Here is a 17,370-nt window from a genome sequence, read left to right on the forward strand (position 1 = left end):
TTATTTAGAAATTAATAGCATTGTTTTTATATCGTCAAATTCTATTTCAGTACCCAATTCTAAGACATCAACAAAAACTAAATCACTCGTTAATGTTTCCGATTTAATATAGTCTTCATTTTTAAGAATCGCTTCTTCCAAGAGTCCATTTCTTTTCAATTGAACCTTGATTTTATCCGTAACTTCAAATCCAGAATCTTTACGGATATTCTGAATTCTATTTACCAATTCTCTAGCAATTCCCTCTTGTTTCAAGGCTTCTGAAATTGTAATGTCAAGCGCAACCGTTATTCCATTTGAGTTGGCAACCAGCCAACCTTCAATATCCTGTGACGTAATTTCTACATCTTCTACGGTTAAAGTTACGTTATTTCCTGCAATAACAATATCCAGGCTTCCTTCCTTATCTAATTGAGCAATTTGCTCTTTCGAAAAACCTTGTATTTCCTTAGAAATCAAGCCCATATCCTTTCCAAAACGGGGCCCGAGCGCTTTAAAATTAGGTTTAATCTGTTTTACTAAAATACCCGAAGCATCATCCAAAAGTACGATTTCTTTCACGTTTACTTCAGCTTTTATAAGCTCAGAAATGGCTTCAATTTCAGCTCTTTGATTGTTGTCAAGTACCGGAATCATTACCTTTTGCAACGGTTGACGCACCTTTATCATTTCCTTTTTTCGGAGTGATAAAACCAATGATGAAATGGTTTGCGCTTTCTCCATTTTACTCTCTAACATTTTATTAACATAGTTTTCAACCGAAATTGGAAACTCTGCCAAATGTACACTGTCGTACTTTTCTGACCGTGTTGTTAACGTTAAGTCTCTGTAAAGTTTGTCCATGAAGAACGGAGCAATAGGTGCACCGAGTTTACTTATGGTCAACAAACAGGTATATAAAGTTTGATACGCGGCGATTTTGTCCTGTGCATATTCCCCTTTCCAGAAGCGTCTTCTACACAAACGAACGTACCAGTTACTCAAGTTTTCCTGAACAAATTCAGAGATGGCACGAGCCGCTTTTGTTGGTTCGTAATCCGCATAAAAACCATCTACTTCTTTAATCAACGTATTCAATTCTGAGATAATCCACTGGTCAATTTCCGGTCTTTCGTTTACTGGAATCTCCGCTTCTTCAAATTTAAAACCGTCAATATTAGCATACAAACTAAAGAACGAATAGGTGTTGTATAATGTACCGAAAAATTTTCTACGGACCTCAGCTATTCCCTCTAAGTCAAACTTCAAGTTATCCCAAGGATTGGCATTGGAAATCATATACCACCGCGTCGCATCAGGACCGTATTCTTTTAATGTTTCAAATGGATCTGCGGCATTTCCTAGACGTTTAGACATTTTTTGTCCGTTTTTATCTAAAACCAATCCGTTTGAAACTACATTTTTGTACGCAACTTTATCAAAAACCAAAGTTCCAATGGCATGCAACGTATAAAACCATCCTCGTGTCTGATCTACCCCTTCAGCAATGAAATCAGCTGGGAAATCTTTGTTTTGGTCAATTTTATCTTTATTTTCAAAAGGATAATGCCATTGTGCATACGGCATGGAACCTGAATCAAACCAAACATCAATTAGATCAGCTTCCCGAGTCATCGGTTTTCCAGAAGGAGAAACCAAAATAATTTCATCCACTACATTTTTATGTAAATCAACCAAATCATAATTTGATTCGGCCATATTTCCAATTTCGAAGCCTTTAAAAGGATTTTCTTTTTGGAAGCCAGCAGTGATTGATTTTTCTATTTCGTTGTATAATTCTTCGACCGAACCTATTAGAATTTCTTCGGTCCCTTCTTCGGTTCTCCAAATTGGTAATGGAATTCCCCAGAATCTAGATCGGGATAAATTCCAATCATTGGCATTTTTCAACCAATTCCCAAAACGGCCTTCTCCAGTAGCTTTTGGTTTCCAGTTGATGGTTTCGTTCAAATCGAACATTCTATCTCTTACTTCGGTAATTTTTATAAACCAAGAATCTAAAGGATAATATAAAATAGGCTTATCTGTTCTCCAGCAATGCGGATAACTGTGCACGTATTTTTCTACCTTAAACGCTTTATTTTCTTCTTTTAACTGAATGGCAATTTCAACATCTACTGACCTTTCTGGAGCTTCTCCTTCGTTATAATATTCATTTTTTACGTATTTCCCAGACAAACCCCCAAGTCCTTGAACAAATTTACCTTGCAAGTCTACTAGAGGAACCGGAGTTCCATTTACGTCTAAAACTAACATTGGTGGGATTTCTGGTGATGCTTCTTTTGCCACTTTAGCATCATCTGCACCAAAAGTAGGCGAAGTGTGTACAATTCCTGTTCCATCTTCCGTAGTAACAAAATCACCTGCTATTACTCTAAAAGCATTTTCAGCATTCTGATATGGAAGTACCAATGGCATCAGTTGTTCGTATTTAATTCCAACTAAATCCGCTCCTTTGCATTCTGCTAAAACTTGATAAGGAATTTTTTTGTCGCCTTCTTTAAAATTTTCAAAGTCAGCAGGATCTGAACTTTCGAAGAACCCTTTTCCAAATTGTTTTCCAACTAAATTCTTAGCTAAAATCAATGTTGCCGGACGAAACGTATATTGATTAAATGTTTTTACTAATGCATATTCAATTTTTGGACCTACAGTCAAAGCAGTATTACTTGGTAAAGTCCAAGGTGTAGTAGTCCAAGCCAAGATAAAAACTTCGTCTAAATCCAAAGCTTCTAACTTATAATGCAGTAAATTATTCGAACTGATGTAATCGTAAAACTTGGAGAACAATAAGTCTTTGTGCGCATCAATCACTTTAAATTGTGCCACAACAGTCGTATCCGTTACATCACGGTAACTTCCTGGTTGATTCACTTCATGAGAAGACAATCCTGTTCCTGCTTTTGGAGAGTACGGCTGGATAGTGTAGCCTTTGTACATCAAATCCTTGTTATAGATTTGTTTCAAAATCCACCAAACCGTTTCCATGTATTTGGATTTATAAGTCACATACGGATCTTCCATATCTACCCAATATCCCATTTTTTCGGTCAAATCATTCCATACATCGGTATAACGCATCACGGTTTTTTTACACGCTTCGTTATATTCCTCGATAGAAATAGTTTTTCCTATATCTTCTTTAGTAATTCCTAATGCGGCCTCAGTACCTAATTCTACTGGTAAACCATGGGTGTCCCAGCCTGCTTTGCGCTTTACTTGAAACCCTTTTTGCGTTTTATACCGGCAAAAAATATCTTTAATGGCTCGTGCCATTACGTGGTGAATTCCTGGTAATCCATTTGCAGAAGGTGGCCCTTCAAAAAACACAAACGGTTGATTGCCCTCGCGTGTGGTTACACTCTTTTCAAATATATTTTCTTTTTTCCAAAAATCTAGTACTTCTGACGCTACAGTAGGTAAGTCAAGTCCTTTGTATTCAGTAAATTTTGTGCTCATTTTATCCTTTTCTTTAATCGAAGTGCGAAAGTAATAAATTAAAATCGAAAGTCGAAAGTCGTAGGTCGAAAGTTACGCTTTAAGGCAAAATCGATTTATTAAGCTGATAATTCAATGAAATAAAACAACCCGTTGACAGTGACTAGTTTTTAATGATTAGTATCCATAACTTAGATTGATATTTGAAAGAAAATCATATCAAGAACATTAAAAATTATCGCAAAAAACGGTTCTTGATACATTTTTTAACTTAATCTTGTTTCGCAAAAATACTTGAATTGACGTTTCTATCATTTCAGTCCACGCGTTACGATATCCTTCAAATACTTTCTAGGAAAAAACTTCCTTCAAAACATCCAAAGATTTTGGTTTTTTGAAACCATCCAAATGAAAACTATAATAATCAATAAGAATTCGTAAAACAATTTGTCTTTCGAGGACATGAAATGTTTTTTGATTGTTATCGAATTTTAAGTCAATCAGTTTTTTAAACAAATTACTTTCGTGTTCGGTGAGCGAACTGATTGCATGAAAAGGCGTGAAAATACCTTCATTCATTTCGAAAAAAGGCATATCCATATCCGAAGTGTCTGGATAAAAACCTAAATATTTTGTGGTTTCTAACAATAAAATTAAATGAAAATTAGCAATTTCGTCATGGTTGTCTAACCAATTTAAAGCGGCCTCAAGAAAATTAAAAAGTGCCTCATTTGTCTCTTCTTCATGAATGGAATGGTGCAGCATTTCGGAGATAAACATCACAATGGTACTTTTATAAATATCCGAGTGAATGGAATGAAAAGCCGAAGCGATTTTTATCTCCTTGAAATTTTCCAAAGTGCCTTTGTTTTTATGAACTGCCTCGATTTCGAGTATCGTCAATGGCTGGAAATAGGCTATTTTTTGATTGGCTTTTCGGCTCGAAAAAGCATCCCGAACAAAGTACGATTTCAACCCATGAGATAGCGTAAAACATTTTACAATCAAGCTTTTTTCCTGAAATTTTAAGGAGGAGAGAACTATCGCTTTTGTTTTAACTTGCATTTTAATCACGAATTAATAATTACGAAATTACGAATTGGAATTCGTAATTATTAATTCGTAATTTATCTTATTATCATTACTTTTTTTACTTTGGTTTCTACACCGTCTTGCGCCGAAATAAAAATCATATACACACCAGAGGTTACTTTATATTTACCAAAAGCGGTGGTATCCCATTCTATTGTGCCTCCTTGCGAAGTAGTTTCATAAACCAGATTTCCTCCAATATCCGTAATTTTCACATTCGCTCTATCTATTAAACCTGCAATCTTAACGGTTCCTGTATACTCGGGCCTTACTGGATTTGGATACACATACGCCTTACTTAAATCATCATTTGCCGAAGTTGCAGTGCCTTTAAAGGAAACCAAACCTTTAGCAGTTGCAATAAAAACTTCTCCGGTGGTACTGTTGATATCAATATCATTGATAACATTACTAGGCAAAGGAGAATTGTTTATCGTAAAATGGTATTTGGTTTCCTGTCCGTTAGGTGAAACTAAAAACAGCCCTGAGTCAGCGGTGCCTATCCACTTGTTATTGGCTCCATCTACAGCAATATCAGTAATGAACTGTTCGTATAATAATTCTTGAGCCAGATTATCATCTAAAATAATGATTGGATTAGCGGTCATTTGATCTTCCAATTGAAAACTCCCTACATTGGACAAAACCCGTAATCCCTTTGTAGTTCCTATCCACAGTTGGTTTCTGGCATCTACCGCAACTGTTCTGACATTAGATATCGGCAAATTCCCAGCATCTGGACCTGTTGTTATTTTCTTGAATTTAAACGTACTTTCATTAAAACCAATAACACCATCTCCACTAGTAGAGAGCCATTTTGTTCCATTTTTATCAATGGCGATTGTCCCAAAATTATTATCTATGGCTGATTCTAGAATAACGTCCATTGCATAGCTTTGCCATTGTCCATTTGTTTTCAATACTTTCAATCCGTTTTTTATTCGGCTGGTGGTAACCCAGAGATTTCCAGATTTATCAAACACGGTTCCATTGACTCTTATATCAATATAATTGGGACCTACAAACGTCAAAGACTCTAAACCGCTATTCGTTTGGTTATACAAAATTTTAGGTTCATCGTTTTCAATTTTTAATAATCCCGAAAAAAAAGAACTAGCGTACACTTGGTTTTCATCACTTGGATTTATTGTAATTCTGGTAATCGATTGCGCACCAAAAACTTTTTCATACGGAATATTCAACCATCCGCTTTCATTCAACTTACTCACTCCATAACTATTCAAAGGATAGGGATTATAATCAGCTGAATAATCTCCATATACTGCCCAAAGAACGTTAGGTGTAGTTTGAAGGGCAAATATGTTGTTTCTCGAAGGACCAATAGGCGTTATGTTCTCAAAACTTGAAGCTAAAGAAAGTGAGGCTGTAATCAATCCGTTTTCTTTTGTCCCAATAAAAATAGTATCCCCTACTATGGTGGCACAAGTGAATGCCACATTACTTTCCGGGATTTGGCCTGTATTTATCTGGCGCACTAAGTCCATTTGACTGTTGTAAATATAGATACTATTCAAAGTTGTTACAATCAAATATCCTGCTGTTGCTCTCAGGTCTAATGCAGGCTGAGAGAGCTGGATAATTCCACTGAAAGAATTAGAAACCGAATTAAATTTATGAATGAATCCAGAGTTATTTATGGCATATAAATCGGTACCAAAAGTGGTAGCGCTAGACCAGCTTCCTGTTGCTATGGTTGTCCACTGCTTAAAATCGATTAAATTTACATTGGAAACTGACGCTCTCCTTATTCCCTGGTTAGTAGCCGCATAAATAAACCCATTAAAAAGTGTGGTTTGATTTACTATTATTTCTGCACCATTATCCCCTATAAAATAAGTGTCTCCAAATTGCAGCGTATTCAGATTGAATTGAACAATCCCAAAGTCACAAGAAACATAAGCAATGCCTTCAAATTCCATGAAGTGATTGATTTTTTTTATATCTGATGGAAGTTGTTTGCTCACAATATCGACTACATTCAACAGGCTACCATCCAATTCATTAATTACAATTATCAGTCCATTTTCATAACCCACAATTGTTTTATTGAATTTCACGCTGTGGTACACCGCAGAAATGGTTTGCCCTGAAAGTCCATCAATAGTATTCGTTGTTTTAATTCCGTTTGTTGTTGTGTTTTTAGAGAATAATGCATTTTCAGATGCCGCAAAAACTGCGGTTGCTGATTCTGAGACATCTTTGATTTCGGTATAGGAGAAATAACCCTGCCATAACAAATTGTTTTGGCAAAACCCTATTTGCGTAGAAAGGAGCAGTAAAAAATAGAGTACATTATTTTTCATTATTTGCCTAAATATTAGTTTACAAATATAGAACAAACGAAAGTCTTAGCCTTTTGTTACATAATAAAAATGCCTTCGACCAATAACATTGGCTGAAGGCATTTTAAATTATAGATCTTGTTGATTTACACCACTCCTTGCGCTAACATAGCGTCAGCCACTTTTACAAATCCAGCAATATTTGCCCCTTTTACATAGTTCACATATCCTTCCTCGTCTGTACCGTATTTTTTACATTGATTGTGGATTCCAACCATGATTTCTTTTAATCTACCATCCACTTCTTCGCTAGTCCAGTTCAAACGAATCGAGTTTTGAGTCATCTCTAATCCTGAAGCTGCTACACCACCAGCATTTGCTGCTTTACCTGGTGCAAAAAGCACTTTAGCATTCAAGAATTGTTTGATAGCTTCTAACGTACAAGGCATATTTGCAGCTTCAGTTACACAAATAACACCATTTGCAATTAAGTTTATAGCATCTTCTTCGTTTAACTCATTTTGAGTCGCACAAGGAATTGCAATATCTACTTTAACTTCCCATACGCTTTTGCCTCTATGGAAAACTGCTTTTGGATATTTTTCTAAATAAGCTTCCGCTCTATTATCACCTCTTGCTCTCATTTCAAGCATAAAATCAATTTTATCGCCAGAAATTCCTTCTTCGTCATAAATATAACCATCAGGCCCTGAAATAGTAACCACTTTTCCTCCTAAATCGTTTACTTTCAGTGCTACTCCCCATGCTACGTTTCCAAATCCAGAAATAGCAACGGTTTTGCCATTTATACTTTGACCAATAGTTTTTAACATTTGTTCTGCAAAATAAACAACGCCGTATCCTGTAGCTTCCGGTCTAATTAAGGAACCTCCGTATGCCAACCCTTTACCTGTTAGAACTCCAGTAAATTCGTTTTTTATTCTTTTGTATTGACCAAATAAATACCCAATTTCTCTTGCTCCCACTCCGATATCTCCGGCTGGAACGTCTAATTGCGGACCAATATGTCTGCACAATTCTGTCATGAAAGACTGACAGAAACGCATTACTTCCCCATCCGATTTTCCTTGTGGATCAAAATCAGATCCTCCTTTTCCTCCGCCCATTGGCAAAGTGGTCAAACTATTTTTGAATACTTGTTCAAATGCTAAAAATTTAAGTACCGATAAATTTACGGTATGATGAAAACGAATTCCGCCTTTGTAAGGCCCAATTGCAGAGTTCATTTGAATTCTGAAACCTCTATTAACCTGGATTTCACCCATATCGTCTACCCATGGAACACGAAATATAATTGAACGTTCTGGCTCAGTTATTCTTAATAGCAAGTTTTTTCCGTCGTATTTTTTTTGCTCTGCAATAAATGGAATTACAGTTTCTGCAAATTCCCTAACAGCTTGAATAAATTCAGGTTCATTTGGATTCTTGGCTTCAACTTGAGCCATAAAATCATTTACTTTTAGTAACATAGATTATAAATTATTAATTAAGAAAACGATTTCGTTATTATGCACAAAGATACATTTTATAAAAATATTCGGCCGTAGTTTTTTTTATTTATCAATAGAATTATCTTTTTAATATCCATTCACAAACAATTCTGTTTAAGATATACCCTTTTAAAGCGAATTACCACCACTTTCGTAAGTAAATAAGATTTTGTCTGCTTATTTTTAATTTTTATTTTATATAATTAATAAATGATGTTTTTATATATTTGTCGGGATTTGAAAATTTTACCCCTAATGATCAAACAGATAATACCACTTTTACTACTCTTTATTGGGTTTTCTACTGATTCACATGCGCAATTCGGCGGGTTTTCGCATGAAGTTGGAGTAATTGCTGGGCCGGTTGCTTTTCAATCTGATTATGGTGAGCGTTATGACTTGTCAACTAATGCCGGAAATACGGGAATAGGTATTGGACTGATACATTATTTAAACTTTTCCTATAAAGCCAACTGCAATTGCTACACCCCTGAAACGTATTTTAATGACCACTTTAAACTTAGGTCCGAACTATCCTATAATAAAACCGAATTACACCATTTTGGAGAATACGTAGAAGGAAAACCTTCACTAGGAAAAGAGCAATTGAAAGCTATGACTGGAAGTACCGCAGTAACTAATCTTGGTATGCAACTTGAATTTTTCCCATGGAGCATTCGTGATTTTACAGCTAGAACAGGAAGTTTAGGCCCATTTATAAGTCTTGGCGGGCAATTTAGCTATTACAATGCTAAGGCTTCATCAACGCTAGGTCCACTAGGAACTCCTTTAACTACTTTTCCAAAATATTTAACCCCAACTGATGGTAGACCTTATGGTTTTTCTACCGAAAGTAGCACCGTGTGGTCTGTTGTTTCTAGTGTAGGAACCCGTTATAAATTAACTCCATTATCAGATCTAATGGTCGATTTAAGATTCCAATATTTCTTTTCCAATTGGGTTGATGGTTTAAATCCAAATCCGGAGATTTATAAAGAAAACAAAGCAAATGACTGGTTGGTTTGGTTCAATGTAGGTTATATTTATTACTTACAATAGCATTCCCATAATGACATATAAAAAAGCTCCAATCCCTTCCCGACACTTCGGGATAGAATTGGAGCTTTTGCTTAAAAAGATATTCGGTTACGCTAATGCTTGTTTCAAATCTTCGATTAAATCCACAGCATCTTCAATCCCTACGCTTAATCGAACAAGGTCGTCTGTAATACCAATTTCCTTGCGTTTTTCCTCCGGAATAGAGGCATGTGTCATTAAAGCAGGATGGTTTGCTAGTGATTCTACCCCGCCTAAAGATTCAGCCAATGTGAAAACTTTTAGTTTTTCCAGAAAATCAATTGCATCTTCTTTTTTGCCTGAAACAAAAGTAAACGAAACCATTCCACCAAAACCGCTCATTTGTTTTTTGGCAATTTCATGGTACGGATGGCTTGGTAATCCAGGATAGTATACTGTTTTGACTTTTGGATGGTTGTTTAGAAACTCCACCACTTTCCCTCCATTTTCGCAATGTCTTTCCACGCGCAAATGCAAGGTTTTAATTCCTCTCAGCACTAAGAAACTATCCATTGGTCCCAATGTAGCTCCCGTTGCAAATTGTTGAAAATGCAACTGTTCTCCAAGTGCTTCGTCTTTTACAATTAAAGCTCCCGCTATTACATCAGAATGACCTCCTAAATACTTAGTCGCCGAGTGCATTACAATATCAGCTCCTAAGTCTAATGGTTTTTGTAAATAAGGCGTTGCAAAAGTATTATCAACCGCAAAAAGGATTTTCTTTTCCTTAGTAATTTTGGCAATTTCTTGAATATCGGCTAGTTTCATCAAAGGGTTTGTAGGTGTTTCTACCCAAACCAACTTTGTATTTTCGTTGATTAACGACTTGAATTTATCCAAATCATTCATGTCTACAAAATGGAATTTTATTCCGGAATCTTTATAAATACGCGTAAACATTCTGTAAGTTCCACCATATAAATCGTCCATCGCAATGATTTCGTCCCCTGCTTTGAAAGAACGCAAAACACAATCTGTGGCTGCTAATCCTGACGAAAAAGCCAATCCGCGCGTTCCGTTTTCAATACTCGCCAAAGCATTTTCAAGGGCAGTTCTCGTTGGATTTGCTGCTCTACTGTATTCATAATCGGGATTTATCGGTTGGCCCGGACTAGTTTGTACAAATGTTGATGTTTGATATACAGGAGGCATAACCGCTCCTGTGCTTGGATCATGATGCTGTCCACCATGAATAACTTTAGTATTGAATTTCATAAAGGTAAAATTTATTTTTAGCGGTAATTTATCGAATTGCCCTTTTGTTTAAAGGGGCTCGATTCCGCAAAATTAGTACTGGCAATTTCATAGATTGGATTTTCAACTAAAAAATTGTTCTACAAATTTACCCTTTAATTTATTTTAACCAAGCCACAAGTGATACCTTTGTATTTAATTAACAATTTTGAGATGAAACACATTGTAATTTATACGTTACTTCTTTTTTCGGTAGCTCAATGTTCTAATGAATTGGTTTTTGAAGAGGAATCTTTTCAAAAAACGACAAGTTTGCCTTGTAAAGAAGATTGCCCTTCAATTAGTGTAAAAATACCTGTTGCAAATGCCGTCCCAATCGTGGCAGACAGCATTAACAAAAAAGTGTTTTCGGTATTAAAAGAGATTATTTATTTTGGTGAAAAACCTTATACCGCCAAGGATTATAATGGGTTATTAAATTCATTTATTGGTTCCTACGAAAAACTTCAGAAAGATTTTCCAGAGGACAAATTTGGTTGGGAAGCTGACATTCAAGGAAGCGTAAAATACCAATCAGATGCCGTACTGAATATTGAAATCAAACATTACACTTACACCGGAGGCGCACACGGATACCAAGGTCTGCGCTCTTTGCTGTTTGACCCAAGTACAGGCAAGTCGATCTCCAATGACGCATTATTTAATGATAAAGCTGCTTTCAAGGCTTTCGCCGAAAAAAAATTCAGAGCCAAGTATAAAATTCCGGCAAACAAATCCATCAATTCGACCGGACTAATGTTTGAAAAAGAAAAATTCCAATTGCCCCAAAACATTTTTTATAGCGATAAAGGATTGCTGCTTTATTACAATTCCTACGAAGCCGCATCGTATGCTGACGGACCTAAAGAACTATTATTGTCGTACACTGAAGTGAATGATTATTTGCAGTTGAGATAAAGTACGACTCTACCAACGATAATTGAAATCCCCTTTGTCAAAGTGTTGAGCTTTGACAAAGGGGATTTTTTTACTAAAATCGTCTTATTAAAAATATTCCCTAGCCCAGACAGCAGTGAAAATCCTCTTGATCAAAGCGCTATTTTTTCTTGGCAGAAAAGAGCGACCGCAGGAAGCTCCTTTTATGACGTAGAAAAAAAGCGTTTTGATCAAGAGATTGCAACGGATGGCTGGAAATAGCTCCCGATATTCATTAATAAATCCTATATAAACTTACGGATACTCATCATATTCCCAATGTGAATTCCTTCATGGAAATTACTAAAAGCCATGGCATCCTCAGCATTTCTTAAAACGTGATCGCCTGTTGATGTGGTATATTCCATGTAGGTTTTGAAAAGTTGATTGTCATAATCTACTTTGGTTTGCTGAATAGTTTCAAACAATAAGGATTTGATTTCGTCCACTTCGGCTTGGGTTACGATATGTTCCGGCTTGGTTCCCTTTTTGTATTTCTCCACTAATTCATCTGAAACCAACATCGGCAAACCCGAAAGTTTGTAAACCAATAGTTGTTGTGAAACAATAATATGACCAATATTCCAAATCAAATTATTGCTGAATCCTTCCGGAATCGTGTTCAGTTGCTCAAGAGTATATCCTGATAGAAATTTTGAAACCATATTTCTGCTTGTAGTGCTGACGTCAAATAATTGATTCATTTTTATATTTTTTTGATAAAAATAATCATTTTCCGTGTCAAATGAATTTTCTTTGCACAAAGAAATCGCTATTTACATGGACATAATATACTACCTCGCTTCTTGCGACACCTGCAGAAAAATCATAAAATCATTACCGAAAGAACATGATTTTAAATTTCACGACATCAAACAAGACCCAATTACTGTTGCCGAATTAGAAAAAATGCGTGAGCTTTCAGGAAGTTACGAAGCGCTTTTCAGCAAAAAAGCACAGTTGTACAAATCGATGGATTTAAAGAATAAATCGTTGACGGAAGACGATTACAAAAAATACATTTTGGAACAATACACGTTTTTGAGTCGTCCTGTTTTTATTATTAAAGACAAAATTTACATAGGTAATACCCAACAAAACATGTTGCAGGTAATGAAAGCCTTGGCATAATGTCCAAAAGAAATCTCGCACTAATTGGCGCTACTATTGTCTCCATAATTTACGGCGTCACTTTTACCATTGCCAAAGATGTCATGCCTTTGTATATCGACGCTTACGGCTTTATCTTGTTGCGCGTGGGTGGTTCGGTAGTTTTGTTTTGGCTGATTTGGCTTTTTATGCCAAAGGAGAAAATTGCACTCAATGATTTTCCTAGAATCATCGCGGCTGCTTTCTTTGGCGTGGCTTTTAACATGCTTACGTTTTTCAAAGGACTGAGTCTTACTTCTCCCATTAGTGCGGCTGTAATCATGGTTTCCACACCAATGATTGTTTTGACGCTTTCGGCCATTATTATGAAGGAACGCATGCAAAAACGAATGGTTTTTGGGATTATCCTTGGACTCATTGGAACTGCTTTTCTTATTCTGTACGGAAAATCCATTGGCAGCGCCACAAACGCCGGATTAGGAAATTTTCTAGTTTTGGTCAATGCTATCTCGTATGGATTTTACCTGATTATCGTCAAGAAATTAATGGACAAGTACAATGCCTTTACGTTTGTAAAATGGATTTATTTATTCGGTTTTATTATGGTTTTGCCTTTTGGCTGGAGCCAATTTCAAGCTGTTGAATGGAATATTGTTCCAATAAATATTTGCTGGAAAATAGGATTTGTGGTTATTTTTTCGACTTTCCTGACCTATTTGCTGAATTTGCTTTCGATGAAAGAATTAAAACCAACGACTGTTGCCGTTTTTATTTATTTACAACCGCTATTCGCCACTATTTTTGCGATAAGCTTGGGCAAAGACGAATTGAGTTTGGTGAAAATTGGTTCTGCAGTTTTGATATTTGTTGGGGTTTATTTGGTGACGCAGAAAAAAAAATAGTTTGCAGTGTTCAGTGGTAGTTCACAGTATTGGAAAGGAATCTAAAGAATTCGTTAGCAGTTTGTAATAGTACTACAAATTTTTTCGCTGAAAACCGGGACTGAAAACTGTGACTGTGACTGAAAACTGAGTACTGACCACTTTTTTATTATCTTTGACCTCTTTTAGAAAATTATATGATACAATCAATGACGGGTTTTGGGAAAGCTACTTTGCAATTACCAACCAAAAAAATCACGGTAGAAGTAAAATCTTTAAACAGTAAAGGTTTGGATTTGAATGTGAGAATGCCTTCGCTGTACCGCGAAATGGAATTGGGTTTACGCAACCAAATTGCACTGAAACTGGAAAGAGGAAAAGTAGATTTTTCTATTTTTATCGAAAGTACCGCGGAACAAACTTCTACGAAAGTGAACGTGCCGATTGTAAAAGCCTATATCAATCAATTGAGAGAAGTGTATGCTGATGCTGATGAAACGGAACTAATGAAAATGGCGGTTCGCATGCCGGATACCATGAAAATAGAACGTGACGAAATCGATGAAAACGACTGGTTACAAATCCAAACCGTTATCGAAGAAGCGCTACAAAACATCCTGAACTTTAGAAAAGATGAAGGAATGTCGCTTGAGAAAGAATTTCAATTGCGAATTGGAAACATTCGTCAATACATGACCGAAGCTTTGGCACTTGATCCAGAACGCGTTCAAGCGATAAAAGACCGTTTACAAACTGCAATCTCAGAACTTAAAGTGAATGTAGATGAAAATCGTTTCGAGCAGGAATTGATTTATTATTTAGAGAAATTAGACATCACCGAAGAAAAAGTGCGTTTGACAAATCACTTGGATTATTTCCTAGAAACCATCAACGGAACCGAAGCCAATGGTAGAAAATTAGGTTTCATCACCCAAGAAATGGGACGTGAAATCAACACGATGGGTTCTAAATCCAATCACGCACAAATGCAAAAATTAGTCGTTCAGATGAAAGACGAATTAGAAAAAATCAAGGAACAAGTATTAAACGTATTGTAATTATCAACCTGCACTGTTTTTAACTTTGCAGGTTGATTAATTTTATAACATACCTACAAGGTTTTTGAAACTTTGTAGGAAAATATAAACAGATACTGAAATAAATTCAGCATAAAATGAGCACAGGAGGAAAATTAATTGTTTTTTCGGCACCATCCGGATCAGGAAAAACGACCATCGTTAGGCATTTATTAAGCAAAGAAGATTTGAATCTTGAATTTTCTATTTCGGCAGCTTCTCGTGAGCCAAGAGGCGATGAAGTAAACGGAAAGGATTATTATTTCATGTCGACCGAAGAATTTAAAAAGCACATCAAAAACGAAGATTTCCTTGAATGGGAAGAAGTATATCGTGATAACTTTTACGGAACTCTGAAAACTGAAGTGGAACGTATTTGGGCCAAAGGAAAAAACGTGATTTTTGATATTGATGTTTCTGGTGGATTGCGCATCAAGCATAAATTCCCTGAAGAAACTTTAGCCGTTTTCGTGAAACCACCAAGCGTGGATGAACTCAAAAGAAGATTAAAAGAACGCTCTACCGAAAGTGATGACAAAATCAATATGCGGATTGCAAAGGCTTCTGTTGAATTAGCAACAGCACCACAGTTTGATGAGATAATCAAAAATTATGATTTACCGGTTGCTCTTGAAGAAGCGTATCAATTGGTAAAGAATTTTATAGGTAAAAAATAGTGATTAGTAAAGAGTAACGAGTAATTAGCTTAAAAATGGGAGAAATTAAATCGTATAAAGATCTACTGATCTGGCAAAAAGGAATTAAAATTGTCTGTTTAGTTTATCAGTTAGTAAAATCATTTCCCAAAGAAGAGTTATATGCGCTCACAAGTCAATTAAAAAGAGCTTCGGTATCTATTCCGTCTAATATTGCCGAAGGTTATGGAAGAAATACAGAAAAATCATTTAGTCATTTTTTAGATATTTCGAGAGGTTCATTATACGAGATTGAAACTCAATTACTAATCGCTAATGAACTTGGTTTTATAACAAATCAAACTTTGTACAAAGAAATTATAGGGCAAATTGAAGAAGAATCAAAGATGATTAATTCTTTTTCGAAAACGCTGAAAAACTAATGACTTGTCACTAATAACTAGTTACTAATACAATGAAAATCGGACTCTATTTCGGAACGTTTAATCCCATTCATGTTGGACATCTCATTATTGCCAATCACATGGCGGAGCATGCGGATTTAGACCAAATTTGGATGGTGGTTACGCCACACAATCCTTTGAAGAAAAAAAGCACTTTACTTGATGATTACCATCGCTTGCAAATGGTGCATCTTGCCACCGAAGATTTTCCAAAAATCAAACCTTCGGATATTGAGTTTAAGTTGTCACAGCCCAATTATACCGTAAATACCTTAGTTCATTTACAGGAAAAATATCCAAATCATGAGTTCTCCTTAATCATGGGCGAAGACAATTTAAGATCTTTGCACAAATGGAAAAACTACGAAGTGATTCTAGAAAACCATCATATTTATGTGTATCCAAGGCTCGAGACCAAAGGTACTGCTGAAGAAGCAATTTCAACCAGTACGGACAATTTGGATTTGAAAATTTCACAAAAATTCGGTTCAAAAATCCACATGATTGACGCTCCGGTTGTAGAAATATCATCGACATTTATTCGGGATAATATTAAAAAAGGGAAAAACGTACAGCCTTTATTGCCTGCAAAAGTTTGGGAATATATTGATCACAATAATTTTTATAAAAAATAATCACTCCAAAACCCTTTTCAATTCCAATTGAATATTCTCAAAAATAGTACTCAAATTATCGTTTTTACTAGACAATACAAACACTTCTGTACTTGGCATTTGCTTACTATTCCACAACAATTGAATTTTATTTTCTTCGATTAAACTTTTAGCATTGCAATCCCAAACGACAGCTATACCTGAGTTTTTTGAAATTATTTCTAGCATTTCATATTCGGACGGAATGATGTAATTGGGAATCATCGACGGTCTTTTTTTGTTAAAAACATGCAACCAGAATAATTTGATGTGTGGAATTTGCGCATTGTGACTGAACCATTTTTGGTCGTTTAGCCAATTTTCTATAGCAGAGAAATCCTTTGTTTTAATACTCCATTTCAATGGAGAAGCATCAATAGTGTTTGAACCGACAATCACTTGCTTAATTTCTCCGACCTTTTTTTGAATGGTGTCAAACGTATCATATTGTTTGGTGACAACTGCAAAATCAAGTTTTTTAGAATCAACCAATTCAAAAAGCGCATCATTTTCATGAAAGCTAAAATCGATAAAATCAAATTTGGAAACCAAAGCACCTCCCAAACTTCGCATCAAATGCTTTGAGATTCCAATTGAAATTAATCGATTGGCATTGAACGCTTTGGCACGAAAACCATTTTCCACATTTTCCAGTCGGTCTAGCGCTTCTATAATTAAATTATTGAGTAACTTAGCGTATTCAGTTGGTTCGACTCCTTTAGACTTTCGATTGAAAAGTTTATATCCTACATGGGCTTCCAACATTACTATTTGCTGACTAACAGCAGGTTGACTGATGAATAATTCTTTGGCAGCCAAAGAAAAATTACCGTTTTTATAAACGGATTTAAACGTTCGATACCATTCGAGATTAACCATGATATAAATATATTTATCACAAACATAATTTAAATTATTTTTACTAATAACATATTCGCCTTAAATTTGCATAAACAAAATT

At 35.6% G+C, this 17,370-nt stretch carries 16 protein-coding genes; 9 read left to right on the plus strand and 7 right to left on the minus strand.

Annotation, left to right across the window (positions count from 1 at the left end; genetic code table 11):
• The 4 genes from ileS to gdhA form a co-directional block, all read right to left on the minus strand.
• Positions 1 to 3,459 carry an isoleucine--tRNA ligase gene (gene ileS / locus IWX83_RS03610; RefSeq protein ID WP_196827709.1) on the minus strand — a complete coding sequence of 1,153 codons (3,459 nt, stop codon included), beginning with the start codon at positions 3,457 to 3,459 and terminating at the stop codon, positions 1 to 3.
• 330 nt (positions 3,460 to 3,789) lie between these two features.
• On the minus strand, positions 3,790 to 4,503 hold the full coding sequence (recO, locus tag IWX83_RS03615; RefSeq protein ID WP_196827711.1) for a DNA repair protein RecO: 714 nt from the start codon (positions 4,501 to 4,503) through the stop codon (positions 3,790 to 3,792).
• Positions 4,504 to 4,565: 62 nt separating this feature from the next.
• Positions 4,566 to 6,854 (minus strand): T9SS type A sorting domain-containing protein, encoded by a 2,289-nt coding sequence (locus IWX83_RS03620; protein ID WP_196827713.1) that lies wholly within the window; start codon positions 6,852 to 6,854, stop codon positions 4,566 to 4,568.
• A 125-nt stretch (positions 6,855 to 6,979) separates the two neighbouring features.
• A complete protein-coding gene (gdhA, locus tag IWX83_RS03625; protein ID WP_073352836.1) occupies positions 6,980 to 8,323 on the minus strand; it encodes an NADP-specific glutamate dehydrogenase in 1,344 nt (447 codons plus the stop codon).
• A gap of 276 nt (positions 8,324 to 8,599) precedes the next feature.
• On the opposite strand from gdhA, the gene IWX83_RS03630 reads away from it, so the two are divergent.
• Positions 8,600 to 9,403, plus strand: coding sequence for a glutamate dehydrogenase (locus tag IWX83_RS03630; RefSeq protein ID WP_196827715.1), 804 nt, complete (start codon positions 8,600 to 8,602; stop codon positions 9,401 to 9,403).
• Positions 9,404 to 9,490: 87 nt separating this feature from the next.
• Here the strand turns inward: IWX83_RS03630 and IWX83_RS03635 are convergent, their stop codons facing one another.
• The gene (locus IWX83_RS03635; RefSeq protein WP_196827717.1) at positions 9,491 to 10,636 is read right to left on the minus strand and encodes a cystathionine gamma-synthase; all 1,146 of its coding nucleotides are present in this window, start codon (positions 10,634 to 10,636) and stop codon (positions 9,491 to 9,493) included.
• Between the two features lie 192 nt (positions 10,637 to 10,828).
• On the opposite strand from IWX83_RS03635, the gene IWX83_RS03640 reads away from it, so the two are divergent.
• A complete protein-coding gene (locus IWX83_RS03640) occupies positions 10,829 to 11,572 on the plus strand; it encodes a DUF3298 and DUF4163 domain-containing protein (protein ID WP_196827719.1) in 744 nt (247 codons plus the stop codon).
• A gap of 45 nt (positions 11,573 to 11,617) precedes the next feature.
• Positions 11,618 to 11,812, plus strand: coding sequence for a hypothetical protein (locus IWX83_RS03645; RefSeq protein ID WP_196827721.1), 195 nt, complete (start codon positions 11,618 to 11,620; stop codon positions 11,810 to 11,812).
• 23 nt (positions 11,813 to 11,835) lie between these two features.
• Here the strand turns inward: IWX83_RS03645 and IWX83_RS03650 are convergent, their stop codons facing one another.
• Complete coding sequence (locus IWX83_RS03650) at positions 11,836 to 12,294, minus strand: DinB family protein (protein WP_073352831.1); 459 nt, start codon at positions 12,292 to 12,294, stop codon at positions 11,836 to 11,838.
• Between the two features lie 76 nt (positions 12,295 to 12,370).
• On the opposite strand from IWX83_RS03650, the gene IWX83_RS03655 reads away from it, so the two are divergent.
• The 6 genes from IWX83_RS03655 (at position 12,371) to nadD (ending at position 16,391) form a co-directional block, all read left to right on the plus strand.
• Positions 12,371 to 12,721 carry an arsenate reductase family protein gene (locus tag IWX83_RS03655; RefSeq protein WP_196827723.1) on the plus strand — a complete coding sequence of 117 codons (351 nt, stop codon included), beginning with the start codon at positions 12,371 to 12,373 and terminating at the stop codon, positions 12,719 to 12,721.
• Positions 12,721 to 13,602 (plus strand): DMT family transporter, encoded by an 882-nt coding sequence (locus IWX83_RS03660; protein WP_196827725.1) that lies wholly within the window; start codon positions 12,721 to 12,723, stop codon positions 13,600 to 13,602. Before IWX83_RS03655 ends, IWX83_RS03660 begins: the two co-directional genes overlap by 1 nt.
• Before the next feature lie 176 nt (positions 13,603 to 13,778).
• The gene (locus IWX83_RS03665; RefSeq protein ID WP_196827727.1) at positions 13,779 to 14,639 is read left to right on the plus strand and encodes a YicC/YloC family endoribonuclease; all 861 of its coding nucleotides are present in this window, start codon (positions 13,779 to 13,781) and stop codon (positions 14,637 to 14,639) included.
• A gap of 116 nt (positions 14,640 to 14,755) precedes the next feature.
• Positions 14,756 to 15,334: a guanylate kinase gene (gene gmk / locus IWX83_RS03670; protein ID WP_196827729.1), complete on the plus strand. Its 579-nt coding sequence runs from the start codon at positions 14,756 to 14,758 to the stop codon at positions 15,332 to 15,334.
• 35 nt (positions 15,335 to 15,369) lie between these two features.
• Complete coding sequence (locus IWX83_RS03675) at positions 15,370 to 15,735, plus strand: four helix bundle protein (RefSeq protein WP_073352827.1); 366 nt, start codon at positions 15,370 to 15,372, stop codon at positions 15,733 to 15,735.
• Positions 15,736 to 15,767: 32 nt separating this feature from the next.
• A complete protein-coding gene (gene nadD / locus IWX83_RS03680) occupies positions 15,768 to 16,391 on the plus strand; it encodes a nicotinate (nicotinamide) nucleotide adenylyltransferase (protein WP_073352826.1) in 624 nt (207 codons plus the stop codon).
• Here nadD and IWX83_RS03685 read toward each other — a convergent pair whose 3' ends face one another.
• Positions 16,392 to 17,288 carry a LysR family transcriptional regulator gene (locus tag IWX83_RS03685; RefSeq protein WP_073352825.1) on the minus strand — a complete coding sequence of 299 codons (897 nt, stop codon included), beginning with the start codon at positions 17,286 to 17,288 and terminating at the stop codon, positions 16,392 to 16,394.
• Positions 17,289 to 17,370 lie beyond the last annotated feature (82 nt).

It is taken from the genome of Flavobacterium sp. CG_9.1, from assembly GCF_015751645.1.
Classification (GTDB): domain Bacteria; phylum Bacteroidota; class Bacteroidia; order Flavobacteriales; family Flavobacteriaceae; genus Flavobacterium; species Flavobacterium xanthum.

Bases quoted from the DNA above. Each gene is read 5' to 3' on its own strand.
- ileS (WP_196827709.1), bottom strand. From the start codon at position 3,459: ATGAGCACAAAATTTACTGAATACAAAGGACTTGACTTACCTACTGTA.
- recO (WP_196827711.1), bottom strand. From the start codon at position 4,503: ATGCAAGTTAAAACAAAAGCGATAGTTCTCTCCTCCTTAAAATTTCAG.
- IWX83_RS03620 (WP_196827713.1), bottom strand. From the start codon at position 6,854: ATGAAAAATAATGTACTCTATTTTTTACTGCTCCTTTCTACGCAAATA.
- gdhA (WP_073352836.1), bottom strand. From the start codon at position 8,323: ATGTTACTAAAAGTAAATGATTTTATGGCTCAAGTTGAAGCCAAGAAT.
- IWX83_RS03630 (WP_196827715.1), top strand. From the start codon at position 8,600: ATGATCAAACAGATAATACCACTTTTACTACTCTTTATTGGGTTTTCT.
- IWX83_RS03635 (WP_196827717.1), bottom strand. From the start codon at position 10,636: ATGAAATTCAATACTAAAGTTATTCATGGTGGACAGCATCATGATCCA.
- IWX83_RS03640 (WP_196827719.1), top strand. From the start codon at position 10,829: ATGAAACACATTGTAATTTATACGTTACTTCTTTTTTCGGTAGCTCAA.
- IWX83_RS03650 (WP_073352831.1), bottom strand. From the start codon at position 12,294: ATGAATCAATTATTTGACGTCAGCACTACAAGCAGAAATATGGTTTCA.
- IWX83_RS03655 (WP_196827723.1), top strand. From the start codon at position 12,371: ATGGACATAATATACTACCTCGCTTCTTGCGACACCTGCAGAAAAATC.
- IWX83_RS03660 (WP_196827725.1), top strand. From the start codon at position 12,721: ATGTCCAAAAGAAATCTCGCACTAATTGGCGCTACTATTGTCTCCATA.
- IWX83_RS03665 (WP_196827727.1), top strand. From the start codon at position 13,779: ATGATACAATCAATGACGGGTTTTGGGAAAGCTACTTTGCAATTACCA.
- gmk (WP_196827729.1), top strand. From the start codon at position 14,756: ATGAGCACAGGAGGAAAATTAATTGTTTTTTCGGCACCATCCGGATCA.
- IWX83_RS03675 (WP_073352827.1), top strand. From the start codon at position 15,370: ATGGGAGAAATTAAATCGTATAAAGATCTACTGATCTGGCAAAAAGGA.
- nadD (WP_073352826.1), top strand. From the start codon at position 15,768: ATGAAAATCGGACTCTATTTCGGAACGTTTAATCCCATTCATGTTGGA.
- IWX83_RS03685 (WP_073352825.1), bottom strand. From the start codon at position 17,288: ATGGTTAATCTCGAATGGTATCGAACGTTTAAATCCGTTTATAAAAAC.